Origin of the sequence: Brevibacillus sp. GCM10020057, from assembly GCF_042683565.1 — a bacterium.
Taxonomy (GTDB): Bacteria; Bacillota; Bacilli; order Brevibacillales; family Brevibacillaceae; genus Brevibacillus.
Genome location: NZ_JBHUJW010000009.1, coordinates 51658 through 77961 on the forward strand (window position 1 = coordinate 51658; position 26304 = coordinate 77961).

27 protein-coding genes and 1 other annotated feature are annotated in these 26304 nt (G+C 55.9%); of the genes, 23 read left to right on the plus strand and 4 right to left on the minus strand.

What is annotated here, in order from left to right:
* The first annotated feature begins 103 nt into the window (after positions 1-103).
* Entirely contained in the window at positions 104-1297 is a 1194-nt protein-coding gene (locus tag ACFSO0_RS03275) for an MFS transporter (RefSeq protein WP_376876244.1), read from the plus strand.
* A 117-nt stretch (positions 1298-1414) separates the two neighbouring features.
* Here the strand turns inward: ACFSO0_RS03275 and trpS are convergent, their stop codons facing one another.
* Complete coding sequence (gene trpS / locus ACFSO0_RS03280) at positions 1415-2404, minus strand: tryptophan--tRNA ligase (protein WP_376876247.1); 990 nt, start codon at positions 2402-2404, stop codon at positions 1415-1417.
* A 55-nt stretch (positions 2405-2459) separates the two neighbouring features.
* Positions 2460-2722, minus strand: a binding site (T-box leader).
* Positions 2723-2952: 230 nt separating this feature from the next.
* Between trpS and ACFSO0_RS03285 the strand changes: the two genes are divergently transcribed.
* The 4 genes from ACFSO0_RS03285 (at position 2953) to ACFSO0_RS03300 (ending at position 6672) form a co-directional block, all read left to right on the plus strand.
* The gene (locus ACFSO0_RS03285) at positions 2953-4182 is read left to right on the plus strand and encodes a Zn-dependent hydrolase (RefSeq protein ID WP_376876250.1); all 1230 of its coding nucleotides are present in this window, start codon (positions 2953-2955) and stop codon (positions 4180-4182) included.
* A 28-nt stretch (positions 4183-4210) separates the two neighbouring features.
* Positions 4211-5398, plus strand: coding sequence for a M20 family metallopeptidase (locus tag ACFSO0_RS03290; RefSeq protein ID WP_376876253.1), 1188 nt, complete (start codon positions 4211-4213; stop codon positions 5396-5398).
* Between the two features lie 181 nt (positions 5399-5579).
* Positions 5580-5774, plus strand: a complete 195-nt coding sequence (locus ACFSO0_RS03295) for a DUF2642 domain-containing protein (RefSeq protein WP_376876256.1) — start codon at positions 5580-5582, stop codon at positions 5772-5774.
* Between the two features lie 202 nt (positions 5775-5976).
* A complete protein-coding gene (locus ACFSO0_RS03300) occupies positions 5977-6672 on the plus strand; it encodes a metal-dependent hydrolase (RefSeq protein WP_376876259.1) in 696 nt (231 codons plus the stop codon).
* Positions 6673-6753: 81 nt separating this feature from the next.
* Here ACFSO0_RS03300 and ACFSO0_RS03305 read toward each other — a convergent pair whose 3' ends face one another.
* Positions 6754-8046, minus strand: a complete 1293-nt coding sequence (locus ACFSO0_RS03305) for an amidohydrolase (RefSeq protein ID WP_376876262.1) — start codon at positions 8044-8046, stop codon at positions 6754-6756.
* A 221-nt stretch (positions 8047-8267) separates the two neighbouring features.
* Between ACFSO0_RS03305 and ACFSO0_RS03310 the strand changes: the two genes are divergently transcribed.
* The 7 genes from ACFSO0_RS03310 to murQ all read left to right on the plus strand — a co-directional run bounded on the left by ACFSO0_RS03310 (position 8268) and on the right by murQ (position 15258).
* On the plus strand, positions 8268-9128 hold the full coding sequence (locus tag ACFSO0_RS03310) for a MurR/RpiR family transcriptional regulator (RefSeq protein ID WP_376876325.1): 861 nt from the start codon (positions 8268-8270) through the stop codon (positions 9126-9128).
* 13 nt (positions 9129-9141) lie between these two features.
* Positions 9142-10179, plus strand: a complete 1038-nt coding sequence (locus tag ACFSO0_RS03315; RefSeq protein WP_376876265.1) for a serine hydrolase domain-containing protein — start codon at positions 9142-9144, stop codon at positions 10177-10179.
* 51 nt (positions 10180-10230) lie between these two features.
* Positions 10231-11520, plus strand: coding sequence for an ABC transporter substrate-binding protein (locus ACFSO0_RS03320; RefSeq protein WP_376876268.1), 1290 nt, complete (start codon positions 10231-10233; stop codon positions 11518-11520).
* Positions 11521-11625: 105 nt separating this feature from the next.
* Entirely contained in the window at positions 11626-12522 is an 897-nt protein-coding gene (locus tag ACFSO0_RS03325; RefSeq protein WP_376876328.1) for a carbohydrate ABC transporter permease, read from the plus strand.
* A gap of 34 nt (positions 12523-12556) precedes the next feature.
* Complete coding sequence (locus ACFSO0_RS03330) at positions 12557-13381, plus strand: carbohydrate ABC transporter permease (RefSeq protein WP_376876271.1); 825 nt, start codon at positions 12557-12559, stop codon at positions 13379-13381.
* The gene (locus ACFSO0_RS03335) at positions 13368-14375 is read left to right on the plus strand and encodes an N-acetylglucosamine kinase (protein WP_376876274.1); all 1008 of its coding nucleotides are present in this window, start codon (positions 13368-13370) and stop codon (positions 14373-14375) included. The genes ACFSO0_RS03330 and ACFSO0_RS03335 overlap by 14 nt, the downstream gene beginning before the upstream one ends.
* 7 nt (positions 14376-14382) lie before the next feature.
* Positions 14383-15258 carry an N-acetylmuramic acid 6-phosphate etherase gene (murQ, locus tag ACFSO0_RS03340; RefSeq protein WP_376876331.1) on the plus strand — a complete coding sequence of 292 codons (876 nt, stop codon included), beginning with the start codon at positions 14383-14385 and terminating at the stop codon, positions 15256-15258.
* Between the two features lie 247 nt (positions 15259-15505).
* On the opposite strand, the gene ACFSO0_RS03345 is transcribed toward murQ, so the two are convergent.
* Positions 15506-16372, minus strand: a complete 867-nt coding sequence (locus tag ACFSO0_RS03345) for a LysR family transcriptional regulator (protein WP_376876277.1) — start codon at positions 16370-16372, stop codon at positions 15506-15508.
* A gap of 117 nt (positions 16373-16489) precedes the next feature.
* On the opposite strand from ACFSO0_RS03345, the gene ACFSO0_RS03350 reads away from it, so the two are divergent.
* The 11 genes from ACFSO0_RS03350 (at position 16490) to ACFSO0_RS03400 (ending at position 24829) form a co-directional block, all read left to right on the plus strand.
* On the plus strand, positions 16490-17077 hold the full coding sequence (locus ACFSO0_RS03350; RefSeq protein WP_376876280.1) for a DJ-1/PfpI family protein: 588 nt from the start codon (positions 16490-16492) through the stop codon (positions 17075-17077).
* Positions 17074-17625, plus strand: a complete 552-nt coding sequence (locus ACFSO0_RS03355; protein ID WP_376876283.1) for a cysteine hydrolase family protein — start codon at positions 17074-17076, stop codon at positions 17623-17625. Before ACFSO0_RS03350 ends, ACFSO0_RS03355 begins: the two co-directional genes overlap by 4 nt.
* Positions 17626-17629: 4 nt before the next feature.
* Entirely contained in the window at positions 17630-18283 is a 654-nt protein-coding gene (locus ACFSO0_RS03360; protein WP_376876286.1) for a LysE family translocator, read from the plus strand.
* Positions 18284-18668: 385 nt separating this feature from the next.
* Positions 18669-20078 (plus strand): ATP-binding protein, encoded by a 1410-nt coding sequence (locus ACFSO0_RS03365; RefSeq protein ID WP_376876289.1) that lies wholly within the window; start codon positions 18669-18671, stop codon positions 20076-20078.
* Positions 20079-20113: 35 nt separating this feature from the next.
* Positions 20114-20440 carry a DUF3870 domain-containing protein gene (locus ACFSO0_RS03370; protein WP_376876292.1) on the plus strand — a complete coding sequence of 109 codons (327 nt, stop codon included), beginning with the start codon at positions 20114-20116 and terminating at the stop codon, positions 20438-20440.
* Positions 20441-20466: 26 nt separating this feature from the next.
* The gene (locus tag ACFSO0_RS03375) at positions 20467-21681 is read left to right on the plus strand and encodes a sensor domain-containing diguanylate cyclase (RefSeq protein WP_376876295.1); all 1215 of its coding nucleotides are present in this window, start codon (positions 20467-20469) and stop codon (positions 21679-21681) included.
* Positions 21682-22001: 320 nt separating this feature from the next.
* Positions 22002-22925: an NAD(P)/FAD-dependent oxidoreductase gene (locus ACFSO0_RS03380; protein WP_376876298.1), complete on the plus strand. Its 924-nt coding sequence runs from the start codon at positions 22002-22004 to the stop codon at positions 22923-22925.
* 36 nt (positions 22926-22961) lie between these two features.
* Entirely contained in the window at positions 22962-23210 is a 249-nt protein-coding gene (locus ACFSO0_RS03385) for a glutaredoxin family protein (RefSeq protein WP_376876301.1), read from the plus strand.
* A 73-nt stretch (positions 23211-23283) separates the two neighbouring features.
* Positions 23284-23838 (plus strand): peroxiredoxin, encoded by a 555-nt coding sequence (locus ACFSO0_RS03390; RefSeq protein WP_376876304.1) that lies wholly within the window; start codon positions 23284-23286, stop codon positions 23836-23838.
* Positions 23839-23954: 116 nt separating this feature from the next.
* Positions 23955-24161: a hypothetical protein gene (locus ACFSO0_RS03395; RefSeq protein WP_376876307.1), complete on the plus strand. Its 207-nt coding sequence runs from the start codon at positions 23955-23957 to the stop codon at positions 24159-24161.
* A 110-nt stretch (positions 24162-24271) separates the two neighbouring features.
* Positions 24272-24829 (plus strand): hypothetical protein, encoded by a 558-nt coding sequence (locus ACFSO0_RS03400; RefSeq protein ID WP_376876310.1) that lies wholly within the window; start codon positions 24272-24274, stop codon positions 24827-24829.
* Between the two features lie 114 nt (positions 24830-24943).
* On the opposite strand, the gene ACFSO0_RS03405 is transcribed toward ACFSO0_RS03400, so the two are convergent.
* On the minus strand, positions 24944-25804 hold the full coding sequence (locus ACFSO0_RS03405) for a hypothetical protein (protein WP_376876313.1): 861 nt from the start codon (positions 25802-25804) through the stop codon (positions 24944-24946).
* Positions 25805-26304: the final 500 nt, after the last annotated feature.

Below are 26304 nucleotides of genomic sequence, written 5' to 3' on the forward strand. Positions count from 1 at the left end.
TATATAATGCCACACGTAGAGTCGCTTCCTGTGCGGAGCCCCGTCGGTACGGACGGGATGGGGAGGCGGCATAAATACGGTTGCAGGAAGGAGATGGCCCCTGATGGACTGGAAACGTAATGCGCGTATTCTCTGGATATGCAACTTCATCATTTCCGGTTCGATGAGCATGATCCTGCCATTTCTGCCGCTGTTTTTGATGGACATGGGCGTGCCGCACGGAAAAGAAGTCAGTATGTGGACGGGAATGATTTTCTCGGCCACTTTTTTATCGGCTGCCATCATGGCACCGTTGTGGGGAGCGTTTGCCGATCGGTACGGGCAAAAGGCGAATCTGGTGCGCGCCGGTATCGGGATGGGGATCGTCAACCTGCTGATGTACTTCAGCGCGACGCCCCACTACTTGCTGGTGCTGCGGTTCGTTTTTGGAATGTTCTCTGGTTTTATTACGGTGTCTTACTCCTACTTGTCGAAAACGACGCCGCGCGAAGAGCTCGGCAAAGCGCTGGGCTTCCTGTACACAGGCGGCATGAGCGGAGGGATTATCGGGCCGCTGTTTGGGGGAGCCTTGTCGGACTGGTTTGGCTACCATATCGTCTTTGCCGTCATCGGTGGCATGATGATTGTGACCGTTCTGCTGGTGAAGTGGCTGCTGCCGCCTGACCGAGTCGAAGTGGCTGAGGGAGAAAAACAGAAAGGCTCGTTTCGCCAGGTTTTTGCCAATCCGAATCTGACCATTCTGTTCTTCGCTACCTTTGTCATCCAGACTGCGACAATGAGTACCAGCTCGATGATGTCCATCTTCGTGAAGTCGATCGTTGGAGAGGTCAACAACCTGGCGTTTCTCGCCGGCTTGGTTACATCGATTACCGGGGTAGCGAACATCATCGGTTCGCCTTCGCTTGGGCGGATGGGCGACCGTTTCGGGCAGAGCAAGGTGCTGCCTGTCATCATGTTTTGCACCGGGATGGTCATTTTCCCGCAAGTGTGGACGCATTCCATTTACGCCTTGTATGGTTGGAGGTTCTGCTACGGACTGCTGCTCGGGGGAATGCTTCCGTCGATCCAGACGCTCATCAAAAAGCGGTCGAACGATCTGATCCAGGGGCGGGCATACGGCGTCAATTCCAGCTTTCAATTTCTCGGCAACCTGATGGGACCGCTCATCGGCGGGACTATCGCGGCACAGCTGTCCGTCTCTTATGTCTTCGTCTTTGCGGGGCTGGTGCTCATGATCGGGGCTGTGATCGTGAAGTGGAAAATTCCGCTCCGGGAAAAGAACGTTCAACATTCGTAGCGGTATCAAAAAAGACGGGTTGGCGATGATTCCAACCCGTCTTGCTGTTTGTATGAAAAGAAAAGGTTGCCCACGCCGCAGAAGAATCCGGAGCGGTGCAGAAAGGCGTTTTGCCCGTTACCCGAGGCGCGCCATTCCCATCGCTTTTTCCACGCGATGGAGCACCTTGTTCGCCTTTTCGCTCGCTTTTTCTGCGCCTTTGGTGAGGATGTCATCCAAATCGGATGTCTGGATCAACTGCGTGTAGCGCTCCTGAATCGGGCGCAAGGTTTCCACGACGACTTCGGCGAGATCGCCCTTGAATGCGCCGTAGCCTTTGCCCTCGTACATCGCCTCGATCTCGGTGAGCGATTTGCCGGAGCAGAGGGAGTAGATGGTCATCAGGTTGGAGACCGCCGGCTTTTCCGTTTTGTCGTAGCGCACAGCGCTGTCGGAGTCGGTCTGGGCGCGTTTGATTTTTTTCGTGATCGTATCCGGATCGTCCAGCATGGAGATGAAGCTGCCCTGGTTTGGATCGGACTTGCTCATTTTCTTCGTGCCGTCCTGCAGGGACATGATGCGCGCTCCCGTTTCCGGCAGGCGGATTTCCGGAATCTTGAACACTTCACTGTAGCGGTTGTTGAAGCGGATCGCCAGGTCGCGCGTCAGCTCCAGATGCTGCTTCTGGTCTTCGCCGACCGGCACGTAGTCGGTGTCGTACAGAAGGATGTCTGCGGCCATCAGCGGCGGATAGGCCAAAAGACCCGCCGGGATGGATTCGCCGCGTCCGTCCGCTTTGTCCTTGAACTGGGTCATGCGCTCCAGCTCGCCGACGTAGGCGGTGCAAAGCATGATCCAGCCCAGCTTCGCGTGAGCAGGCACCTCCGATTGGATGAACAGCGTCACTTTCTGCGGATCGAGGCCGACAGCCAGATAAAGCGCAGCCAGACGGCGGATGTTTTCCCGCAGCACGGCAGGATCTTGCGGCACCGTGATCGCATGCTGGTCGACGATGCAGTAGTAGCAGTTGTACTCATCCTGCAGCGGGACGAAATGCTTCATGGCCCCGAGGTAGTTGCCCAAGGTCAGAATGCCGCTGGGCTGAATGCCGGAAAAAATGGTTTTCATGTAGTTGTTGCTCCTTTCCATTTCAGCAGAATACAAAAAAGGTTCACCCGTCCTCATTAGGGACGAATGAACCGTGGTGCCACCCTTGTTATTTTACGCATGCGAAAAAGACACGCGCAAAATCGCTTTTTCCGTACCAATGATACGGTGTCCGCTGATAACGTACGGACGCGACGCCAGAGCCTACTGCCGCGGGAGACGGCGGGTTCGGTCTGGAGCTCGGAAGCCCATTCAACATCCACTCGACACTGATTTGCACCAACCATCAGCTCTCTGCAGTCTCATCGAATGCCTACTCTTCTTCCTCATTGCCATCGAATGTTACCCTTTGAGCAATCATTTTACCGAGTGAGTTGGCAAAATGCAAGCGGCACTTGAGATAAATTCCACAAAATGTAAATAGTGCTGCAGGCAGAGCCGCAAAGTCTGGGAATTCCATCTGTACAGCTCGGATTTTCCTTTTCCAAACAGGCAGACTCCTATACAATGAAAGGGCGTAGCAGGAAATCAGCCGTTGTACACGGTTGTCTTATACAGGAGGTGTTTCCATGATCAATGCGGATCGTTTGTGGGATCGATTGATGCAGCTTGGCTCCATCGGGGCGCAGGAAGCCGGAGGGATCACCAGGCTGTCCTTTACCCCGGAGGAACGCGCAGTCAAGGATCGGGTAGCAGGCTTTATGAAAGAAGCGGGTCTTGCGGTGAGAGAAGACGCAGCAGGCAACCTGATCGGGCGAAGAGAGGGGACGAACCCTCAAGCGTCTGTCGTGCTGGTCGGCTCTCATCTCGATTCGGTTCCGAACGGGGGGAACTTTGACGGGCCGTTGGGCGTGCTGTCCGGCGTAGAAGCGCTGCAAACCATGAATGAGCAAGGCATCGAGACCGAGCATCCCATCGAAGTCATCGCGTTCACTGACGAGGAAGGGGCGCGATTTGGCTTTGGCATGATTGGCAGCCGCGGGATCGCCGGCCTGCTCCGCCCGGAAGAGCTGGAGATCCGGGATGAGCAGGGCATTTCCATCGCCGAAGCCATGGCCGCGAGCGGTCTCGATCCGGCGCATATCGGCAAGGCTGCCCGCGAGCCTGGCAGCGTGAAGGCGTACATCGAGCTGCACATCGAGCAGGGCAAGGTGCTGGAGAGCCGCAATCTGGCGGTCGGTGTGGCGAGCGGAGTAGCCGGTCCGCTCTGGCTGAAGTTCGTGCTGGAGGGCGAAGCGGGCCATGCCGGTGCGACGCCGATGAGCCTGCGCAAAGACCCGCTGGCGGCGGCTGCCGAAATCATGCTGGTCATCGAGCGGGAAGCCGCGCATCAGGAGATCACCGTAGGAACGGTCGGCAAGCTGCAGGTTTTCCCAGGCGGGGTGAACATCATCCCGGGGCGGGTGGAATTCACGCTCGACCTGCGGGATGTGAACATTGCGATCCGCGATCAGGTGGAGCAGGCTATTCTGGGCGAGGCCGAGGCGATCTGCGCGCGGCGCGGCGTTCGGTTGCAGGTCGAACTGCTGCAGCGCATCAATCCGGCCGTGTGCTCCGAGGACATTCAGGCAGCCATTCGTGCGGCGTGTGCGGCCGAGGGATTGGAGACGGTCACGCTCCCGAGCGGTGCCGGACACGACTGCATGCAGCTGACCGGGCTATGTCCGGTAGGCATGATCTTTGCCCGCTCGAAGGACGGGATCAGCCACAACCTGGCGGAATACACTAGCAAAGAGGACTGCGGCAGGGGCGCACAGGTGCTGTACCGTACCGTGCTGTCGCTTGCGAACGGGAAATGACAGAGACTTTCGATGGAGGAGAACGAAGATGACTCAGATCACTGCGCTGAACAAAGCGGTAGAGGAGATCAGGCAGCAAGTAATTGAATGGCGGCGTTATTTGCACCAGCATCCGGAGCTTTCCTTTCAGGAAGAAAAGACGGCGCAATTCGTGTACGACACGCTCCTGTCTTTTGGCAATCTGGAAGTCACTCGCCCTGCCGGGAACAGCGTCATGGCGCGCCTGATCGGTCCGAAGCCGGGCAAGGTGCTGGCGATGCGCGCCGACATGGACGGCCTCGCCATTACCGAGGAGAACACCTTCGATTTCATTTCCAAAAATCCGGGCGTCATGCACGCCTGCGGCCATGACGGCCACACGTCCATGCTGCTGGGAACTGCGAAGATTCTCTCCGGCATGAAGGACAAAATTCGCGGCGAAGTGCGCTTTTTCTTTCAGCACGCGGAGGAAATCTATCCGGGCGGCGCGGAGGAAATGGTGCAGGCCGGCGTCATGGACGGCGTCGATCTGGTCATCGGGACGCATCTGTGGTCCACGATGGAATACGGTACGGTTGGCATTTGCCCGGGACCGATGATGGCTGCTCCCGACACATTCTGGATCACCGTGTTCGGAAAAGGGGGGCACGCCGCACTGCCGCATCAGACGATCGACAGCATTGCGGTTGCGGCCCAGGTCGTGACCAACCTGCAGCACATCGTCTCCCGCAATACTGATCCGCTCGACAACCTCGTGCTCTCCGTGACGAAATTCACGGGCGGTACGACACACAACGTCATTCCCGGCTCGGTCGAAATTTGCGGAACAGTGCGCAGCTTTGACAAAAACGTGCGGGAAACGGTTCCCAAGCTCATGGAGCGGGTCATCAAAGGCATCACGGAGGCGCACGGGGCCACCTATGAATTCAGGTACGAATTCGGCTACCGCCCGGTCATCAATGACGCCGAAGTGACGCAGCTGATGGAAGACGTGGTCGTGGAAGCGCTGGGGGCAGAGTGGGTCGACCGGATGCGCCCGAACATGGGCGGGGAAGACTTCTCCGCGTTTCAGCAAAAGGCGCCGGGCTGCTTCTTCTTCGTAGGCGCAGGAAACCAGGCAAAAGGCATCGCCTATCCGCACCACCACCCTCGTTTTACGATCGATGAGGACGCGCTGGAAGTCGGCGTCAAAATGTTCGTGCACGCCGCGAGAAAAGTGGTCATGGACAACGCGTAAACAATAAAACGAGCAGACTACGGCGAGCCTCCTGTCCGAGCGACGGGAGGCTGTTTGCCGTTGCAAGGCGCAGCGGGACAGATGGATCTGGGGTACAAGTACATTTTCACAGCTTATCCGCTTCTGCTCTGATAGGGCAATGCCGAATGTACATAGGATGCTGTAGAAGGAGGGATTGACCATGGCATTCAGTGACCAAGTGAAAAAGCTCGAAGGCAAAAATGTAAGAGTGGAAACAGTGCGCGGCAGCATTTTCGGTCGGCTGGTTGAGGTAAAATCGACGACATTGATCCTCCGCGAGCATGACAATAACCGCCGCGTAATCGTACGTGATTCCAAGATCATCTCTGTAACCGAGCACGACCCGGACTGCTGAGCGAGCAGGGGTCTTGCATGCTCGTTGCAGGCCGCAAGCACCCTGGAGCTGTCGAGCGATCGGCAGCTTTTTATATACGTCACCGGCAACCGGCCAGGCGGCGCCAAGTGTCGCCAGGACTGCGTTGTGGATTTTATTCCCACCTAACTTCGTGGTAACATGATAGAGGGATTACCAGATTACGAAGAAGGCAGGGAAGACGATGCTGGATATCAGATTTCACGGGCATTCTACCGTTCAATTGACAGCGGGGGAGCACTCCGTCATCATTGACCCGTTCATTTCGGGCAATGCGCAGGCGACGACCAAGCTGGCGGACATCCAGGTGCAGTACATTTTGCTCACGCACGGGCATCAGGATCACATTCTGGATGCGGTCGAGCTGGCAAAGGCCAACGATGCGACCATCGTGGCAACGCACGAGCTGGCGACCTACCTGGGCTGGCAGGGGGCCAAGACGATCGGGATGAACCTGGGCGGCTCTGTCGCGCTTCCGTTCGGCAAAGTGAAAATGACGCAAGCCTTTCACAGTTCAGCAGTCGTGGAAGGCGACCAGAAGCAGATCGTCTACATGGGGATGCCCGGCGGCTTCATCATCGAGATCGACGGCAAAACCGTCTATCACGCAGGGGATACAGGTCTGTTCGGCGACATGAAGCTGCTGGGAGAACGGCATAACATCGATCTGGCGTTCCTGCCGATTGGCGACCATTTCACGATGGGACCAAAGGATGCGCTGACGGCAGCAGAATGGGTGAAGGCGGATTACGTCGTGCCGATTCACTACAATACGTTCCCGCCGATCAAGCAGGACGGCGATGCGTTCATCGCGGAGCTGGCGGAAAAAGATATTCGCGGAAAAGCGTTGAAGCCGGGAGAATCGTTTAGTCTGTCGTAAAAAAGCGGGCGAAGATGAACGGCTCCATTGCACGAGAAAAGCCGCTATCCCCATTGTGCGGGGAAGGCGGCTTTTTTGCGTCTACAGCCCTTCCGTCAGCCGTGCTGCACGCCGGGAGGCTTCCCGGCTGATTTCTTCCCAGTCCAGGCTCTGCAGCTGGCGATTGCGCATGAGGATGCGCCCGGCGACGATCGTGGTGTCCACGTCGGCACCCGTGGCGCTGTATGCGAGCAGGGAGTACAGGTCGTGTACGGGCTGCAAGTGCGGTTTGTCCAGGTCGATCAGGATGAGGTCGGCCTGTTTGCCTGCTTCGAGCGTGCCTGTCTCCCCGTCGATGCCGAGCAGCTTGGCGCTTTCGATCGTCGCCATACGCAGCGCCTGCTCGGCCGACAGGGCGGTCGGGTCGCCGAAAACGAGCTTTTGCAGCCACGCCGCAGCCTTTACTTCCGCGAACATGTCGAGCGTCGTCGCGCTGCCTGCTCCGTCCGTACCCAAACCGACAGTGATCCCTTGGGCGGTCATCTCCCGCAGCGGTGCGACGCCGCAGCCGAGCTTGAGATTGCTGACCGGATTGTGCGAAATGCCGCCGCGCATCCCCCGCAGCAGCCGCACGTCGTCAGCCGTCAAATGCACCGCGTGAGCGAGCAGGACGTGGTTGCCACAAAACAGACCCAGCTCGTGCAAATACTCCGTCGGGGTCTGCTGGTAGCGCTCGCGGATTTTGGCTACTTCCTCGACGGTCTCTGCGAGATGGATGTGAACGGGAATGCGACGGCTCCGCGCCAGCTCGATCACTTCGGACAGCGGCTGCGGCGGGCACGTGAAGGGAGCGTGCGGCCCGAGCATGGTAGTGATGCGGCCGTCGCCTGCCCCGGACCAGTTGTCGATCAGGTCCAACGCTTCTGCCATCCTGCGGCCGCCGTCATCCTCCAGGAAGACCATCCCCCTGGTCAGGCTTGCGCGCATTCCGCTGTCCAGCACAGCCTGCGCGACAGCATCCATCTGGACGTACATGTCGGCGAAGGCCGTTGTCCCGGATGCGATCATTTCCGCAGCGGCGAGCATGGTCCCCCAGTAGATGTCTTCCTTCGTCATTCGCGCTTCGGCGGGCAGCATTTTTTTGTCCAGCCAGTCCATCAGCTTCAGATCGTCAGAAAAGCCGCGCAAGAGCGACATGCTGGCATGGTTGTGCGCGTTGATCAGCCCGGGCATGGCGGCCATGCCTCTGCCGTCGATCACAGTGTCCGCCGGCTGATCGATCGCGTCGGCAATCCGGCTGATCCGGCTCCCTTCGATGAGCAAATCCCCGACGAACGGTTTGTCGCCCTGGACCATGGTCACAATCGAGCATCCTTTGATAAGCAAACTGTTCATGAACCAATTCCTCCTGTTTTCGCTGAGTCTTTCGTTTCGCCATACAGCGTAAAGCTTCACGCGACGGAAAGGTCAAGGGCAAAATGGCAAGGAGGAAGCTGGTGATTGCCAGAGTTGTCATTATATTTGTGTTTTTGAAATATTATTTACCAAATATAGATTGACTAAAGAAATAATGCTACATAAAATGAGGGTAAGATTCGGAGAAAGCGGTGTCATTTATGTTAAATGGAGGACTTGTCAGTTTGCAGGAGATCCTGGACGAGTTGAAACCATCGGAGCGCAAGGTGGCCCAGTTCATCCTGGCTCATCCGGAAGACGTGGTAAAACTGTCCGTACAAAAATTGGCGGAGCTGTCCGGCGTGTCCGAAGCGACGATCATTCGGCTGGCCCGTTCGCTCAATATGAAAGGCTACCAGGAGCTGAAGCTGCGCATTGCCGGCGATTTGAACAAGCAGACCGCCGTTGTCGGCAGCTACCAGGAGATCATGATGGAAGGTTCGGTGGACTCCATCATGCAGGCCGTAAGCTGGAACAATATCCAGTCGATCCAGGACACCATGTCCGTCTTGTCCAGCGATGAAGTGTTGCGGGCAGCAGATGCGCTGTCTCGGGCGCGCAAAATCGACGTATACGGAGTCGGCGCTTCCGCCGTGATCGCAGACGATATCAAGCAAAAGCTGTCCCGCATCAATCTGTGGTGCGAAGCCTATTCCGATTTCCATGCCCAGCTGACCTCTGCCGTCAATTTGAGCGAGCAGGACGTCGCATTCGGCATTTCCTACTCCGGGCAGACGGAGGACATCATTCAGTCGCTGACGGAAGCGAAGCAGCAAGGGGCGACGATCATCAGCCTGACGAAGTTCGGCTCTTCGCCGGTCGCAGATCTGGCGAACATCCGCCTCTTTACCAGTTCCGTGGAGAAAAGCGTGCGCAGCGGCGCCATGGCGTCCCGCATCGCCCAGCTGAACGTGATTGATATTTTGTTCATCACGCTGGTCAGCCGCAAGCAGGAGGATGTGATCGCTCTTCTGGAAAAAACGCGGTTGGCCGTGAGCCGGACAAAACGCTCATCCAATTGAGGAGGCTGAGAGCGTGGAGCAAGTGAGGATGCTTCTGCAAGAATGGGTAGACAAAGGATTGCTGCCGGGCGCGTCCCTGCGCGTCATCCGGGGACGCGAGGTGGTCTTCGCCTGTGATGCGGGGACGGTCAGCGCAGGGGATGGACAACCGGTAACGAGCGATACTCTGTTCGACCTGGCTTCGCTGACGAAGGTGACGGCGACGCTGCCGGCAATCCTCCTGCTGCTGCAAGAAGGGCGGATTCGGCTCGATGACCCCATCGGGAGCTACTTTCCGGATTGTCCGCCAGACAAGTCTGCGATCACGATCGCCCAGCTGCTCACCCATACGTCCGGCCTGCCCGCTGATCTGGCGGAGCGCAGGCGGGACAGCACGCTCGTCCTGCCCGAGCTGCTATATCAGCAGAAGCTGCTGGCCGCGCCGGGCAAACAGGTCGAATACAGCGATTTGGGGATGATCTGGCTGGGGCTTCTGATCGAGAGGGTAACAGGGGAGATGCTGGACGCTTTTGTTACCCGGCGCGTCTTCTCGCCGCTAGGGATGAAGCATGCGTGTTATTGTCCGAATAATCGCGGTTTTGAAGATATTGTATCTACGGAGTATTGCCCGCTCACAGGCCGCTACATCGTCGGCGAGGTCCACGACGAGAAGGCGTTCGCGATGGGCGGGATCGCCGGACATGCCGGACTGTTCGCGACTGCCGATGATTTGTGCCGCTATGCATTAAGCTGGATGCATGACGAGCAAGCGATCATCCGTGCAGAGTGGCGGGCGCGTGCGATCCGATGCCAGACACCTGCCGGCCAGGAACGCAGAGGCTACGGATGGCAATTAAGCGATCCGGATCGTCTGATGAGCTGCGGCTCCGGCTTTCACCCTGACAGCATCGGACATACCGGATTTACAGGAACGAGTCTGTGGATCGATCCTGTACACGAGTGGGCCGTCATTTTTCTGACGAATGCCGTTCATCTGGGACGGGACCACTCGTTGCGCCAACTGCGGCCAGTGCTTCACGATGCAGTCACAGCCCATCTCGTCAGGGCTTGACGTCATAGATTTGGTCTCTAATCCAGGAAGAAAAACGGGGGAGGGTTCAGTATGAAGAAGTTTCGGTATCACGCAGTAGCATCGCTGCTGCTGGCTGGCGCCATGGCGCTTACCGGCTGCAGCAGCAGTGACGGAGGAGAGGCGGCCAAGCCGGGTGAAGCGGGCGGCGGCGGGGGAGGCGGACAGCAAGTCACGCTGACCATGAACAGCTGGCGCGTGGAGGACACAGAAGGCTACAAGAAAATCATCGAGGCATTTGAGGCAGAGAACCCGAACATCAAGATTGATTTCAAGCCGCTCAAGGCAACCGAGTACAACACGATCTTGAACACAGCGCTGCAAAGCGACAGCGGGCCGGATATTTTGCAGCTTCGCCCGTACGACACTTCGCTGCCGGATGCAGGGTATCTGGAGCCGCTCGATAACATTCCGGGCATCTCCAGCTTCCCGAAAGAAGTCCTCGCAGCTGCGACCGGCAAAGACGGCAAAGTGTACGGCGTACCGCTGTCGCTCAACACCACGCAAATTTACTACAACAAGAAAATTTTCGAGCAAAACGGGATTGCGGAGCCAAAGAGCTGGGATGAACTGATCGCTGCCGCCAAGACCTTGAAGGACAAAGGCATCGTTCCGTTCTCCTTCGGGGCGAAGGAAGGCTGGCTGCTCTCATTGAGCCATGGCGTAATCGCTCCGTCGGTCCTTGGAGACAGCTACTACGACAAACTGATGAAGGGCGAGACCAACCTGCAAGGGCCGGAGTTTCTCAAATCGATTCAGCGCATGCAGGAGCTTACCCCTTATTTCCCGGAAAATTTTGTGGGGCTTGACCTTAACGACATGAGAACGCTGTTCGCGACAGAAAAAGCCGCCATGTTCATCAACGGCAGCTTTGAACTGGAAGGCATCAAAAAGCTCAACCCTGACTTGCAGCTCGATTTCTTCCCGATGCCGACGGACGACGGCAAGTCGCTCATCACGACGTGGGTGGACGGATCGTATGCCGTGAACGCCAAGTCGCCGCACAAGCAGGAAGCGTTGAAATTCATGGAATTCATGACGACCAAAAAGTTTGGCGAGCTGTTCGCCAACAGCTTGAAACGAATCAGTGCCGTCCCAGGTGTGACGACCGAGGACCCGCTGGTCAACAAAATGGCGGAGCTGTCCCAGTCCAGCCCGACCCCGTACCTGATGGTTGTCTATTTTGCCCACGGAAATCCGACGACCAAGCAAGTGCTGGAAAATTCGCTGCAGGGCATGTATCTGAACAAATTGACGCCGGAGCAGGTGGCAGAAGAAATGCAGAAATCGGCTGCGACCTGGTTTGAACCGTTCAAAAAATAGGGAGGAAGCATGAAGCGGAGGCGAAAGAAGTCTTTTGCCTCCGTTCTTTCCAAGGAGGTGAGTACCATCGCGGCAGACAGGCACAGTGGACGGGCAAAGGGACAAATAAGCTGGGTGATTCACCTGTTTCCCCTTCCAGCCTTGGCGATTTACGCACTTTTTGTGGTTTATCCGATTTTTTCGGCATTTACGTACAGCTTGTTCGACTGGAACGGCATCAAGCGCGGCGTTTTTGTCGGACTGAAAAATTTTACGACCTTGTTTACCGTCGAGCCTTATAATGAAATGTTCTGGAATGCCTTGGGTCACAATCTTCTGTATTTTGTCGTGGAGATGATTGTGCAGAACGGCATCGCGTTTATGCTTGCGTTTTTTATCTACCGCAAGCTTCGCGGGTCTGGCTTTTTGAAGGTGGCGTACTTCATTCCGCGGCTTCTGTCCGTGATCGTCGTCGGCTTTTTGTGGAAGCTCATCTTCAACCCGAACTACGGTGCGCTCAACTCGCTGCTCGCCAAGGCAGGGCTAGAGGATTGGGCAAAGCCGTGGCTGGGAGATCCGGACACCGCGCTGATGTCCATTATTCTCGTCAACTGCTGGTTCGGCATCGGGTTTGCCATCCTGATTTTCCTGGCAGGGCTGCAGGCGATTCCCGAGGAGTTGATCGAAGCGGCGCGGCTGGATGGGGCACGCGGCATCACGCTACTGCGGAAAATTATTTTGCCGCTTTGCATGCCGTCGATTACGATCATGACGATTTTGACCTTTATTCAGGCATTCGAGGCGTTCGAGCTGGTGTACGCGATGCAAGGCTCGATGGGCGAGCCCTTCCATTCGACGGATACGCTGGCAGTGTACTTTTACCGGATGGCATTCAGCAGCGCAGGAGGCGGAGAGGTGGCGATTGGCCTGGGTTCGGCGCTGGCGGTGGTGCTGTTCGTCATCGTCGCTTCCATGTCTGCGCTCTCCCTGTACCTGATGCGCAAGAGGGAGGTCCAGCATTGATAAGCCATTTCGGGTCAGGAAGGAGGGATACATGGTGAAAACAAACATAGGCGGCAGGGCGCTGCAATACGTCATTGCGTACGTCTTTATGCTGGTGGCGTTATATCCCATCGCGCTGATGATGGCCTCCTCGTTCAAGACGAACATGGAAATTTTTGCGAACCCGATTTCGTTTCCGAGCAGCTTGCACTTCGAGACGTACCGGAAGCTGTGGGAAGTGGTTCCGTTTGCCGATTTCTTGTGGAACAGTGTGTTCGTCAGCGTGATGTCCGTCTTGCTGATTACCATTTTTTCAGCGCTGGCCGCTTTTTATCTGGCGCGGTTTTCTTTTCGATGGACGCCCGTGCTCTACTTCTTTTTCCTGCTCGGGCTGATGATTCCGCTCAAGCTGGGGATCGTGCCGCTGTTTTTGCTGATGAAGAACCTGGGGCTGCTCAATTCGCTCTGGTCGCTAATTTTGATCTACACAGCCGGAGGGATTCCCATTTCCGTGTTCATCTTGACGGGGTTTTTCCGGACGCTTCCGGTCGAGCTGGAGGAAGCGGCGCGGATCGACGGAGCCACCCATTTGCAAGTGTTCTGGCGGGTGCTGCTGCCCTTGATCCGTCCGGCGCTGGCAACGGTCGTCATCATCAACTTCATTTCCGCCTGGAACGACTTTTTCTTTCCTCTAGTTTTCATTCAAAAGGAGACGCTCAAGACGATTCCGGTCGGCATGATGGTGCTGTTCGGTGAATATGAAACAGACTGGAGTCTCCTGTTCGCGGGGCTTACGCTGTCGGCTCTGCCGATGATCGGCGTGTTTCTGATGGCGTCCAGGCAGTTCATGGAGGGGTTGACGGCTGGTGCAGTCAAATAACAAGCAGTGGTATATCGCGCTGGATGGCGGCGGGACGAGGACGAGGGCGGCCATCTGCGATGCGTCAGGAGAAATTGCGGCGTTCGCAGCCGGCGATGCGGGCAATCCGCTCTCTCGTCCGTGGGAGGCAGTAGAGGGTACGGTGCGCCAGCTTATCGGCGAGTTGCTGCAAAAGGCGAGTGCAACGGCAGATGACGTGTCGGCGCTCTATCTCGGCCTGGCCGGGGCTGACCGTCCCGAGATCAAGGACCGTCTGACGGCGGCGTTCGCTGCGGAGTGGGGAAAGCGGCTCGTGCTTGACAACGACGCGGTCGCCGCTCTCTACGCAGGCACATGGGGTGAACCGGGTGTCGTCCTGATCGCCGGCACAGGCTCGATCGCCTATGCGGTGACGGCCAAAGGAGAGCGGTATCGCACAGGCGGCTGGGGCTATTTGCTCGGCGACGAAGGGAGCGGCTACGACCTGGGCCGTCGTGCAGCTGCGGCGGTGATGCGAGCGACGGACGGGAGGGGGAGCCAGACAGCGTTGACGGCGTTGTTTCTTGCGCATTACGGCGTGCAGCGTCCCGAGGAGCTGATCGCCCGCATCTACGGGGCAAACAATCCGCGAAAGGAGCTGGCCGATGCGAGCGTGCTCGTGGAAAAAGCGGCTGAGGCCGGAGACGAAGCGGCGGCCGAGTTGATCCGGCAAGGGGCAGAGGAGCTGATCGCGCTGGCGGAAGCCTGCTTGCGAAAAGCAGCAAGTCCCGTGCCGGTCGTGCTGGCGGGCGGTTTGCTTTCGACGGATACGAGGCTTCGGCGTGAGGTGCTGCACCGCGCCCGATTTTTCGTCACCATTCCCACAGTATCACCGGTCGTGGGTGCGCTGGTGGCAGCGATACGGGCGACGGGAAAAGATGTGAACGCAGAGATCCGTCACCGGCTGCAACGGAGCGAAACGGAACAGCAGAAAAAAAGGAGTGAGCCTTGTGGGGGAGAACTTTCGCCGACTTGAAACAGAAATGCGAAATGCCGCCAGCGAGCAATTGGACCAGATGTCGGCGTTGGAGATCGTAACCTTGATGAATGAGGAAGATCAAAAGGTGGCGCAGGCTGTGAAGAAAGTGCTGCCCGAAATCGCGCAGGCAGTCGACCTGATCGCGGACGCGTTGGAGAGCGGAGGCCGCCTGTTCTACTTCGGTGCCGGAACGAGCGGTCGGCTGGGCGTGCTGGATGCGGCGGAGTGCCCGCCTACATTTGGCACCGATCCGGCACAGGTGCAGGGCATCATCGCCGGAGGAAAAGCGGCGATGACTGTCGCGGTCGAAGGAGCGGAGGACTCACTGACCATGGGACAGGAGGATGTGCGGGCATCCGGCGTGCAGGCAGGAGACGTCGTCGTCGGCATCGCGGCGAGCGGGCGAACGCCTTACGTGATCGGCGCCCTGGCAGAGGCGAAGGCGCGGCAAGCCGTGACCGTCTCCCTCTCGTGCAATCCGGGAGCGGATATCGACCAGGGGGCAGACGTGTGCATCCATCTCGTCGTCGGTCCGGAGGTGGTGACGGGCTCGACGCGGCTCAAGGCGGGCACCGCGACCAAAATGGCCCTGAACATGCTCACGACTGCGAGCATGGTGCGCGTGGGCAAGGTGTACGGCAACCTGATGGTCAATGTGCAGGCGACCAACCGCAAACTGCGGGAGAGAGCCAAACAGATCGTGATGGAGGTCACCGACGTCAGCTACGAGGTGGCCGAGCAGGTAATCGCAGAGGCGGACGGCGATGTCAAGCTTGCGATCGTGATGCTAAAGACGGGCTTGCCGAAAGCGGAGGCGGCACAGCGGCTGCAACGCGCAGGGAACAAGGTTCGTCCGGCGATTGAAGCAGGCGGCGAGTAAGATACGGCTGTCTTGCGCCCCAAAGGCAAACGCCAGGGGCCTGTCGAAACAGACGGCTGGCGTCGGCACATAAGCTGGTCATTTACTTTTCGCATCCCCACTCTTCCTGGCAAAGAGGGTCGCACTTGGCTTGGCCATTCGTTTTTTCGGAATGGAGCCGTCAGGGATGACCCTCAGCCGGCAGCCCAATCGCCCCACGAACGTTTTCTCCTGCTTCCTCCCTCCACTGCAGCCCGGACCAGACGCATCAACAACCTTCCACAACCATCTCGATAAACGCCTTGTGCGCTTTCGATAGCCATTTGTTGTTGTGATATGAAAGCTGTCCAAAGAACATCAAGCTTTCATCGGAGGAGGGGATCACTTTCATCCGGTTGTTTGCAATCAGTTCTTTCACGCTGATGTATGGCATCAGGCTGATCCCGAGTCCGCTCATAATGCACTGTTTCATCGCTTCCATGCTCGTGAGTACGAGCTGATTGTCCGTCCGGATTCCTTTTCTGACTAAATACGCCTCAAAAAAACGCCGCAGAGCGCAATTTTTCTGGCTAAAGATCATGCATTCTCCATTAGCGTCCTCGATAGACTGCAGGGAATGACCCTGCTCCCCGACAAATACCAACGGTTCCTCCGTGCAGACCACCGTCGTCAGTTGCTGGTCGTCAACCTTTGGCTCCAATGTAATCGCGATATCCAGTTCCCCGGTATGAAGCCGCTCACGAAGCGGAAGGCAGTCGTCATTGATAAGGGAGATGGTCACGGTGGGATACTGTTTTTTGTAGCGGGACAACACTGGACCAAGCTTGTAGATGGTCATCGTCTCCGAGGCACCGATGCGCAGCTCCCCTTTCACGGCGAGGTCGTCGACGGAAATATGTTTGATTTTTGAATACGCGCCCAGCAATTCGGTGACGCAGAGATAGAGCTCTTGCCCGACAGGTGTCAGCTGAATATGCTTGCCCAAACGGTCAAACAGCGGTGCGCCGATCTCATCTTCCAGCTGCTGAATATGGGAAGTGATGGAGGCTTGGGAATACTGGAGCGCTTGGGCGGCTTTGGTGAAGCTGTTCAGCTCAACAACGGCCTTGAACGACTGAAATTGACGGATTTCCATGACGATCCCCTCCTATACGCTATTTTGATATTAGAAATACTGAAATAAACATTCAGGTAATTCAATTTTACTAATGGATAATTTTATCATATGATTCGGGTAAAGGAGATGATTTTCATGAAAAAAGTATGCTTGCTGTTGCCTAACGGTTTTGAAGCCGTGGAAGCAAGCGTGTTTACAGATGTAATTGGCTGGAACAAGGAAGAAGGCGATGGAACGACAGAACTCGTCACCGTCGGGACCCGCGAGCAGTTGACGTGCACCTGGAATTTTACAGTGCTGCCTGAACGCATCCTCTCTGAGGTGACGGTAGAGGAATTTGACGCATTGGCATTGCCGGGTGGGTTCGAGCATGCGGGATTTTACGAGGATGCCTTTCGTCCCGACGTGCTGGAATTCATCAGGGAATTCGACAGACAGGGCAAAGTGATTGCTTCGATCTGCGTAGGTGCGCTGCCGCTTGGCAAAAGTGGCATCCTGCAAGGAAGGAATGCCACAACCTATAACCTGAATGGTCGTTTACGGCAAAAACAGCTGGCTGAAATGGGAGCCAACGTGATTCCGGATCAGCGGGTTGTCGTCGATCGCAATGTGATTACGTCCTATAACCCGTCTACTGCCTTCGAGGTTGCCTTTGCCCTGTTAGAGTCGCTTACTTCCACAGAGAATACAAATAACGTGAAAAGGTTGATGGGATTCCTATGAAACTTCCAAACAATACTGCACTAATGTTGATCGATGTGCAAAACTTTTTTAACGATCCTGCGCTCGGCAGCAGAAATAACCCGGATGCCGAGCAAAACATGGCTGCTTTGCTGCACGCATGGAGAGAAACGAATCGCCCGGTCATTCACATCCAGCACATCAGCAATCCTTCCTTGCCGCATAATCCCGGGCGCGATTTTAAGGAGATCGTTGCACCGCTCCCGAACGAGCCCGTGTTCGTTAAAAATGTGAACAGTGCCTTTATCGGTACGAACCTTGAACAGTACCTGAAGGAGTCAGGCATCGAGAAGCTCGTTATTACAGGGCTGACCACTGACCATTGCGTCTCCACGACCACGAGAATGGCCCGGAACCTTGGCTTCTTCCCGTACATCGTATCGGATGCGACTGCTACTTTTGAAAGAATGGGGTTTGACGGCAAATTGTACACCGCAGAAGAAGTTCATAACCTGGCGTTGGTCAGCTTGCATGAGGAATTTGCTATCGTGATCGACACGAAGGGAATTCTGGAAATGATAGACAGGTAACGTCATGGACGAGGTAATCAAATATTTCGTTCTGGGCATTTCACTGGCGATTTCCATCGGGCCGGTGAATATTGAACTGATCAAACGGGGAATGACGAAGGGGTTCGTCTCGTCCTGGCTGGTCGGAATAGGCGGCATGACGGCGGACCTCCTCATTCTCGCCATCATCTATGTAGGGATAGGAGCCTACTTCACAGGAGAGGTTGTTCAGCTCATTTTTGGGGTCATTGGTTCCCTGATGCTGCTTCAAATGGGACTTCAGAATGCCAAAAAAGGCATGGTTGCCAAAGAGCAGCATCAGGGGAATACGTCTGGGGCTGAAAACGAAAAAACATCGTTCACCGCCGGCTTCCTGCTCGCGATCGCGAATCCTCTGAATCTCGTTTTTTGGACAGGGATCTATAGCTCATTACTGACCCTCCAGAAGACGAAGCTGGTTGCTCCGGAGTTACTATTGCTCTCCATTTTTATCGGGATTGCTGTCTCCAACCTGCTGTTTGCCTTGCTGTCCTCCATCGGAAAAACATATACAAAACCATCGCTTCTCCGATTCATTTCATTGGCCTCAGGTGTCGTTTTGATGGGGTACGGGTTGTGGATTGGGTACAGCACTGTATCCTCGAAACTGCTCGCCTTGTACCGTTTCTTTTTTGCCTGAACATCCTGTGGCTCAGGCATGGAAGCGCTTCCCCTGACACAATACTGTCACGTCTTGTCCGTCTGCATTTCCGTTTGATTCTGCTATAATGACAAGGAGAGGTGCTCGTTTCCATGCGTAGAGATAACGTGCCTCTCCAGGAAGATACCGTTTTTTCCCTCTCGCAAAAGGAGAGGCTTTTTTTCGTGTCTTTTTCGCTGTGCGCCTGCTGACACTTCTCCCAGTAGCTCCATCGGAATAGATTCCAACAAAAAATTCTTGCATGGCAGGGATGGAAACAACAGATCCAATAGGGTAAAATTGGTATGGAAAGCATTATTCAGATCGGGTAAGGCTATTTCTGCCATCAGGAGTAGCCGTTTTCGTGTACCGGGAGGGGAATACGATGAGAGACTTGTTGGACTGTGGAATCAGGAGCGGTCTTCTTTATCGCTCCTTCTTTGAACAATTGGGTCAGGCTGCTTATCTGCTAGATCGATCAGGTACCGTTTATACCGGCAACCCGGCGTGCGAGGCACTGACAGGATACGAGAAGAAGGAATGGGAGGGAGTGCCCTTCTGGCAATTGGCAATCCCCGAGGAACGGGAAATGGTCAGAATGCAGACGCAATTTGCCATGGAGGGAAATCCCAGACCGTTCTACACCTATTTGGCACATAAGGACAATCGTTCGATTCCCGTATACATAACGTTCGACACTTTTGCCGCAGACGGCGTGCTCGTCGGATATTACGCGATCGCCCAGGAGATCACCGGGTGTGAGGATCTCAGCGGGCAGAGGGCTTGCAAGTTCATAGGCTTGTCCACCGAAGGCGTGTTCATCTGCCGGATGGGCCGCCTGCAGTACGCCAACCAGATCGGCGTCAGGCTCGTCGGCGCGCCCCATCTGCAAAAGCTGCTGCAAGTCCCGCTGTCATCCCTGTTCCATCCGCACGACATGCCGGTGATTGAGGATATGCTGGCGAGGCTCGAGCTGGGCGAGACCGTGGCGCCCATTGAAGTCGAGCTCATCCGGATGGACGGGCTCCTGATCGATGTGGAGCTGTGCGGGAAGACAGCGGTTATCTCGGGCCAGCCGACCTGCTACTTGTTAATCCGCGACATCACGCAGCGAAAAAGGGCGCATGAATTTTTGCAAAACTCGGAAAAACTTGCCATGGTCGGACAGCTGGCGGCGGGGATTGCGCACGAAATCCGCAATCCGCTGACCTCCTTGAAAGGATTCGTTCAGCTGATGCAGAATGATGGAATGAGAAAAAAGGAGTATTTTTCCATCATGAGCTCCGAACTGGCTCGCATCGAGCTCATCGTAAACGAATTGTTGGTTTTGGCAAAGCCGCACGCTGCAGCGTTCGAGGCGCGCGACTTGTCCGTATTGATCGGCCATGTGGTGACGCTGTTGGAGACGGAAGCGATTTTGCGAAAAGTAATGATTCGGGTGGACTTCGAGACGGAGCTGCCGCTGATTCGCTGCGACGAAAACCATCTCAAGCAGGCTTTTATCAATTTCTTGAAAAACGGGATCGAAGCCATGACGGGCGGCGGGGAGATCGTGATCCGCCTGCGCTGCGCAGACAGTTGTGTCATCATCCGTTTTGAAGACAACGGGGTCGGCATTCCGCCCGACCAGATGCCAAGGCTGGGCGAGGCATTTTTTACGACCAAAGAATCCGGAACGGGGCTTGGCCTTCTGGTCAGCCGCAGAATCATTGAAAATCACAGAGGGACGCTGCGGCTGACGAGTGTTCCCGGACAGGGGACGACAGTAGAAGTGAGGTTGCCTGTTCACGGTTAGCCGTTGACGAACAGAGAGCAAGGAGGATCAGGAGGATGGCTGACTACGGAGGGAAACGCACGGTTTTGACAGCAGGCTTCGCTCAAATTCCCAAGGGGACCTCTCTGTATGAGGTATCGACGATGGTTGGATGTGTGCTCATAATCGACGCGGATCACGATGTCATTTGCGATGCGAGCTTCACATTTGTGATGGACAAGACGAGCGAATTTCTCGTGTCGCTGCTGGTGGGGAAATCCGTGGCAGGCGGCATGCAGGAGATCGCGCAGGTCGTGCAGGAGCGCTTTCTGGGGCCAGGCCAGGGAGCGGTTTTGCAGGCGATCCGCGCTGCTGTGGAGCGGTATCAGGAGAAGAAAATGTAAGCTACCCAATAGCCGGAGGGGTGTAAATGTATGAAGAGTTCGCTGTAAGAGAATCGTACGTGCGGCAGTTGTTGGCGCGGTATAGCCAATGGCTTGGCCGCATCGAAGAAGTGGACTGCGGGGAAATCGAAGCGGTGGAGCGCGAACTGGCGGGAGTGCTCGCGCAAGAGGACAGCTCGCTGCACAGTCTTCTGATACAGAGAATAAAGGATTTGCACGGCAAAATTACGGAGATGCTGTGGATTTCCGAGCATATGAAAATATTGCACGACCTCAGCCATATTTTTGCGAAGACCTTTGAGGAAAGCCAGATTTTGTGGAAGGCTTTCGAGCTGGTCTCCCGCGTGATGCAGGCGGATGCCTTTTTTATTGCTTTTTACGACGAGGGCGACAGCGAGATTCGCATTCCGATCAGCGTCGACGGCGGCGTCAATTACGGGCCGATCACCGTTCCCTACGGGCAGGGGATGATTTCCCGCGTCATTGACACGCGGCAGACGATCCACATTCGGACGATGCGGGATGAACCGAGTGAACCGGAGATGATCCGCTGGGGCAGTCCGGAGATCGACACCAGCACGTGCATTTTCGTTCCCCTGATGCTGGGCAATCAGGTGAAGGGCGTCATCTCCGCCCAGTCTTATCGGGAGTTCGCTTATAAAAACGAGCATGAGGAGCTGCTCAAGATCATCGGCTTTCAGGTAGCCAGCGCGATCGAGACGGCGAGATTGTACGAGCGGATGTACCAGATGTCGTTCAAGGACGAACTGACGGGGATATTCAATTACCGGGCTTTCCACAACGATCTGGAAAAGCTGCTGAACGAGGGGAATGTGCCTGTCGCGCTGATTATGCTCGACTCGGACAACCTGAAATGCGTCAACGATAAGCATGGCCATCATTCAGGGGATGAACTGATCCGGCGGATTGCGGAGGCGTTGAAAGCGAATGCCGACGAGTGGGACAAGGTGTATCGCTACGCAGGAGACGAGTTCATGCTGCTCTCCCCTGGGGTGACGATGGAGGAAGCAGAGGAGAAGGTGAGCGCCATCCGTGAATATTTGCGGCTGCATCCGCTCACCCAGGACGGGCGCCAGATTCAGGTGACCGTCAGCGTAGGGATTGCCCGTTTTCCTGACGACGCCTATACAGCGGACAGCCTGAAGCGGGCAGCCGATGAAGCGCTGTACTGCTCCAAGCGAAAAGGGAAAAACTGTACCACTGTATATGCCGCCGGGTAAGCCTTGGGACGTAGAGAGAGGCAACGAGCGGGGACAGGGCGATGAGAATGAGCGCGGGCGGCCAGGTCATGGACCAGAGCAAGCCTTGATCGAAAATAGCTATGACGGCTTCGTTGGGAATTTCGCTGACGAAGCCTTTTTGCATGACTTTTCCATCCTTTGGATTTCAGAGGGGAGACAGCGAGGGATGGATAAATAGAACTGCTATTTAATTAAAATAATTATAAAAAAAGATTGACTTTTGATTAGAATCCAGTAGAATGAGAAGTGTTCCTAGTTAATAATAATTTTAATTTGATAACAAGAAAGGAGGAGCCGCTATGTATGACGTCATCATCATCGGCGGAGGGCCTGCAGGAGCTTCCGCTGCTATCTATACCGCCCGGGGAAACTTGAAGACGCTGGTAATCGACAAGGCGCCTGGTACAGGAGCGCTTGCCCTCACTCATAAAATTGCCAACTACCCGGGTGTAGAAGGCGAGCTGTCCGGCAAAGAGCTGCTCGAAAAAATGCGCAGACAGGCGAAGGGCTTCGGCGCGGAGTTTATCCAGACGACGATTTCGGCGGTAGATGTCGAGGACGAGGTGAAGAGCGTTTTCACTGCAGACGGCACGTTTGAAGCCAGGGCCGTGATCGTCGCGACAGGCTCCAAAGGCCGCAACCGGATGCTTCCGGGGGAAGAAAACCTGCTGGGGCGCGGCGTCAGCACATGTGCGACGTGCGACGGAGCCTTTTATGAAGGCAAGCATGTCGCTGTCATCGGCGATTCGGAGGAAGCGGTGGAGGAAGCGCATGCGCTGACCAAGTTCGCCGATCGCATCACCTTCCTCGTCCCGCGCGCCGATCTGCAAGGGGTGGAAGGAATGCCGGAACTGCCGAAAACAAAGATGCTGTTCCGGACGCGTCCGCTGGAAATCGTCGGGAAAAACGCCGTAGAAGGCCTGCGGATTCGCACGGCAGAAGGCAGCGAAGAACTCTTGGAAGTCGACGGTGTCTTCGTCTTCCTCTCCGGCAGCAAGCCAGGCACTGATTTTCTGGACGGACAGGTTCCTCTGGACGAGGAAGGCTACATGATTCTGGACGAATTCATGCAGTCGTCTGTCCCTGGCGTCTTCGGAGCCGGAGAAGTGCGCAAAACTCCCGTGAAGCAAGCCGTAGTCGCTGCAGCCGACGGGGCTATTGCGGCGATGGCCGCAGATCGCTATATTCATAAGCGTTCCAAAATCGTTCCACAGTACAAATAATTTCAACGACAAAAGACAAAAAGGAGAGAAACACCCATGGCACAAGCAATCGTATACTCCAGCACCAACTGCGCATTCTGCAAACAGCTGAAAACATATCTGACCGAGCAGAACATCTCGTTTGAAGAGCGCAACATCGACGAAAACGACGCATACGGCGAAGAGCTGAGCCGTCTCGGGATCATGTCCGTTCCGCTGACCCTTATCGGGGACAAGCAAATTCTCGGCTTCAACCCGACACGCATCAAAAAAGCTCTGGCAGCTTTGGAAGAATCCGTGCAATAAGTATTCGTTTCCGCCGCAGCGCCGCTCCTGTACCGACGACAAACAGACACCGTGAAAAAGGAGAAGAGAACCCATGACGAGCAACCAACACGCACAGCTGCAAGTAGGCAAGCCGGTCCCTGACTTTTCCATGCTGACCACGAAAAACCTGGAGACGCTCGAGGAGCGGCTGACGCTCGCGGACTACCGGGGAAAATGGCTGATCCTGTTCTTTTGGCCGTTTGACTTTACCCATGTATGCCCGACGGAAGTGACGTCTTTCAGCGACCATATAGAGGGATTTCGCGACCTCGACTGCGAAGTGCTGGGGGCTTCCACAGACAGCGTGTATACGCACCGCGCCTGGATCAACACCCCGCGCGACCAGAACGGAATCGGTCCGGTGAACTTCCCGCTGGCGAGCGACTACAACAAGGAAACCGCCCGCGCATACGGGATTTTGGACGAGAAGACAGGTGCGGCTTACCGCGGTCTGTTCATCATCGACCCGGACGGGATTTTGCGCTACCAGGTCGTGACCGATATGAACGTAGGACGCAGCGTAGACGAAACATCACGGGTTCTGCAGGCACTGCAGGCAGGCGGACTGTGCCCGGCGAACTGGAAGCCAGGCATGAAGACGCTGTAAGGCAGGTACGATGGACAAGGAAATCTCACCCCTACTGATTTTGGCCAAAAGTGTAACAGTCGAGTAGCCGTGCCCGTCCTAACTCAAGACGGAAAAAGAAAAGGGGGATTGGGCACATGAGCACCTCGAAGCGGGAGTTGAATCAGGAGATTTTGCTGGAGATCATGCTCCAGGCCTATCAGCTGGGCGTGCAGAGGAAAGATATCAACCTGGGAATGATGATTGACACTTTGACATATGAATTGAAGCCTTACTTCGAGCACGAACACCGGTATCGCCCCTTTGCGAAGGGCGAACTGGACGGGACAGAGGGAACCGGTTGAACATAGATGCAGCGGTTTTGGCCGCTGGCAAAGGAACGCGGATGAGCTCCTGCTCGCCTGTTTCATGTACAATAGAGGGGAACGAGTGCGAGGAAAGAGGCGAGAGAGCCATGCGGGATGTCAAAAACCGTCACAGGGAGCTTCCCCCGCGCACGCCTGAGATGCTGTACAACATCGTGCGCAAGTTTTACCGGGGGGCTGTAAGCCATTACGATCTGATCCAGGAAAAAAAGCAGGACGTGCGCGCCGCTCTAGCGCAAGTCAGGGCGAGCGGGGATGACACCGCGCTTCGTCAGGCGCTTTCCACACTGTTTCTGGAATTTCATTTTTACGTGACTTGCTGGCTGCAAATCGAGCTGGCCCTGTTTCGCCTGGCCAGACAGGACGAGGAGCAGGCGCGGGTGCTGGAGCGTTTTCGCCCGGAGCTGGAGAAGCATCTGCACGTCCGCGAGCAGCTGGACCAGACGGAGGCTTGCGTCCAGGCACAGCAATGGGGCAACGCTCCGTCCGGCACGGGGGCGGAGCACAGTGGCAGCGAATGGTCATGCGTGCAGGAAGATGCGTACTGGTTTGCCGGTGTCCGGTTCACCGTAGATGAACAGAGCCTGCAAGAGCTGCACGCGTTGTACGAAGCGATCCAGCAGGCGAGGGAAAAGCAGGCGGAGTAAGCGGAAGGCGAAAAACTCCCGATGCGGACTGCTTGCAAAAGGGGATACCGCGCTCATCATGCCAAACGCGAAAAAGCGTGGCTGTCAGCTGAAGACAGCCACGCTTTTTTGTTGTCAGATGCTTCCCGGGAAGATGGAGCCGACGTGCGCCGAAGCTTGTCCGCCGTGGTTGAGGCTGCGCACTTCCTGCACGTTGGTTCCGGCAAAGCCGGGGGAAAAGATCGATTGAACGCCGCCGAGCGAGGCGTTGTAGTTTTGGTATGCCTGCTGGCTTTGCTGCTGCTGCGCAGGATGAATACTGTAGCCGCTGCTCATAACGCCCGAAGACATCGCGTTGCCCTGGTTGAGCTGGCGAACCTCCTGGACGTTTGTCCCCGCGAAGCCGGGGGAGAAGATCGCGTTCGCCGAGCCGCCGAGCGGAGCCGAGTAGCCCGTGTTGCCGGTATACGCAGTCTGTCCGGTGTAGGCGGTGTGGTTGCGCTGCTGCACCTCCTGGACGTTCGTTCCCGCGAAGCCCGGAGAAAAGATCGAGTTCACTGTGCTGCCGAACACAGGCTGGTACGCCGTTTGCGTCGCCTGCATGCTATAGTTGCCCGGCTGCGTGTGCAGATAGCCGGTTTGATGCGGATGCAAGTAGTTGATCGGCTGTGTTTGTTGGTAGGTGTTCATTTGCGCTTGCGCGTAGCCTTGCTGGGGAGCGGCGTAGCCGGCGTTCAGCTGACGCACCTCTTGTACATTGGTGTTGGCGTAGCCTGGCTGAAACATCGCCTGGGCCGAGCCGGTGAATCCGCCGCCGTGAGCCATCCCGTATGTAGGTTGGTTGGATGGAGTGTGACCGCCGGAATTCCAGTATTGGACTTCCTGGGTGTTGGTGTTGGCGTAGCCTGGTTGGAACATGGCGCTTGCCTGGCCGTATGCTCCCGGGATATGGGTTTGCTGTTGCGTGTGCATCATGTTTGTATTGTTGTAGGTCATGTGAAGACCACCTCCTAAGCACTATCTTTTCCAACGATGGCCAGTTGATGCATGAAGTGGCGAATCAAGAGAATTCTCACTTTTTGCAGATACTGGATACGCAAAAAACATGCCGGATCGTCTGTCAGCCGGCATGCTCCTGCAAGTCGTTCGTTTTTGTAAAATATGGTATTCTAGGTACGTGTTCCTATTCATCGACAACGTTGCAAAGATTGCCGATCACTTGGACTCGAATGTAAATTTTATCTAAAGGGTGGTTTAATTTGGTTAGAAAATTCTCTGCACTCACAGTAATATTGTTCTTGGTTTTCGTCCCAATTATTTGGAATTGAGAATGGATTATTGGTGGGTATGATTCAGAGAAATTGAGGATTGAATCCGAAACAAAACCTCCATGCCTCCTCGAGCCACACCCCATCATGAAAATGGGTTTGGCTCTTTTCGTTTCTTCCCAAACTAGTGAATAACCCTGGGTGAACGAATACGTGGCTTTTTATGGT

Bases quoted from the DNA above. Each gene is read 5' to 3' on its own strand.
- ACFSO0_RS03355 (WP_376876283.1), top strand. From the start codon at position 17,074: ATGAAACTTCCAAACAATACTGCACTAATGTTGATCGATGTGCAAAAC.
- ACFSO0_RS03345 (WP_376876277.1), bottom strand. From the start codon at position 16,372: ATGGAAATCCGTCAATTTCAGTCGTTCAAGGCCGTTGTTGAGCTGAAC.
- ACFSO0_RS03385 (WP_376876301.1), top strand. From the start codon at position 22,962: ATGGCACAAGCAATCGTATACTCCAGCACCAACTGCGCATTCTGCAAA.
- ACFSO0_RS03395 (WP_376876307.1), top strand. From the start codon at position 23,955: ATGAGCACCTCGAAGCGGGAGTTGAATCAGGAGATTTTGCTGGAGATC.
- ACFSO0_RS03320 (WP_376876268.1), top strand. From the start codon at position 10,231: ATGAAGAAGTTTCGGTATCACGCAGTAGCATCGCTGCTGCTGGCTGGC.
- ACFSO0_RS03380 (WP_376876298.1), top strand. From the start codon at position 22,002: ATGTATGACGTCATCATCATCGGCGGAGGGCCTGCAGGAGCTTCCGCT.
- ACFSO0_RS03370 (WP_376876292.1), top strand. From the start codon at position 20,114: ATGGCTGACTACGGAGGGAAACGCACGGTTTTGACAGCAGGCTTCGCT.
- trpS (WP_376876247.1), bottom strand. From the start codon at position 2,404: ATGAAAACCATTTTTTCCGGCATTCAGCCCAGCGGCATTCTGACCTTG.
- murQ (WP_376876331.1), top strand. From the start codon at position 14,383: ATGCGAAATGCCGCCAGCGAGCAATTGGACCAGATGTCGGCGTTGGAG.
- ACFSO0_RS03290 (WP_376876253.1), top strand. From the start codon at position 4,211: ATGACTCAGATCACTGCGCTGAACAAAGCGGTAGAGGAGATCAGGCAG.
- ACFSO0_RS03405 (WP_376876313.1), bottom strand. From the start codon at position 25,804: ATGACCTACAACAATACAAACATGATGCACACGCAACAGCAAACCCAT.
- ACFSO0_RS03350 (WP_376876280.1), top strand. From the start codon at position 16,490: ATGAAAAAAGTATGCTTGCTGTTGCCTAACGGTTTTGAAGCCGTGGAA.
- ACFSO0_RS03310 (WP_376876325.1), top strand. From the start codon at position 8,268: ATGTTAAATGGAGGACTTGTCAGTTTGCAGGAGATCCTGGACGAGTTG.
- ACFSO0_RS03285 (WP_376876250.1), top strand. From the start codon at position 2,953: ATGATCAATGCGGATCGTTTGTGGGATCGATTGATGCAGCTTGGCTCC.
- ACFSO0_RS03390 (WP_376876304.1), top strand. From the start codon at position 23,284: ATGACGAGCAACCAACACGCACAGCTGCAAGTAGGCAAGCCGGTCCCT.
- ACFSO0_RS03375 (WP_376876295.1), top strand. From the start codon at position 20,467: ATGTATGAAGAGTTCGCTGTAAGAGAATCGTACGTGCGGCAGTTGTTG.
- ACFSO0_RS03365 (WP_376876289.1), top strand. From the start codon at position 18,669: ATGAGAGACTTGTTGGACTGTGGAATCAGGAGCGGTCTTCTTTATCGC.
- ACFSO0_RS03295 (WP_376876256.1), top strand. From the start codon at position 5,580: ATGGCATTCAGTGACCAAGTGAAAAAGCTCGAAGGCAAAAATGTAAGA.
- ACFSO0_RS03360 (WP_376876286.1), top strand. From the start codon at position 17,630: ATGGACGAGGTAATCAAATATTTCGTTCTGGGCATTTCACTGGCGATT.
- ACFSO0_RS03305 (WP_376876262.1), bottom strand. From the start codon at position 8,046: ATGAACAGTTTGCTTATCAAAGGATGCTCGATTGTGACCATGGTCCAG.
- ACFSO0_RS03300 (WP_376876259.1), top strand. From the start codon at position 5,977: ATGCTGGATATCAGATTTCACGGGCATTCTACCGTTCAATTGACAGCG.
- ACFSO0_RS03400 (WP_376876310.1), top strand. From the start codon at position 24,272: ATGCGGGATGTCAAAAACCGTCACAGGGAGCTTCCCCCGCGCACGCCT.
- ACFSO0_RS03275 (WP_376876244.1), top strand. From the start codon at position 104: ATGGACTGGAAACGTAATGCGCGTATTCTCTGGATATGCAACTTCATC.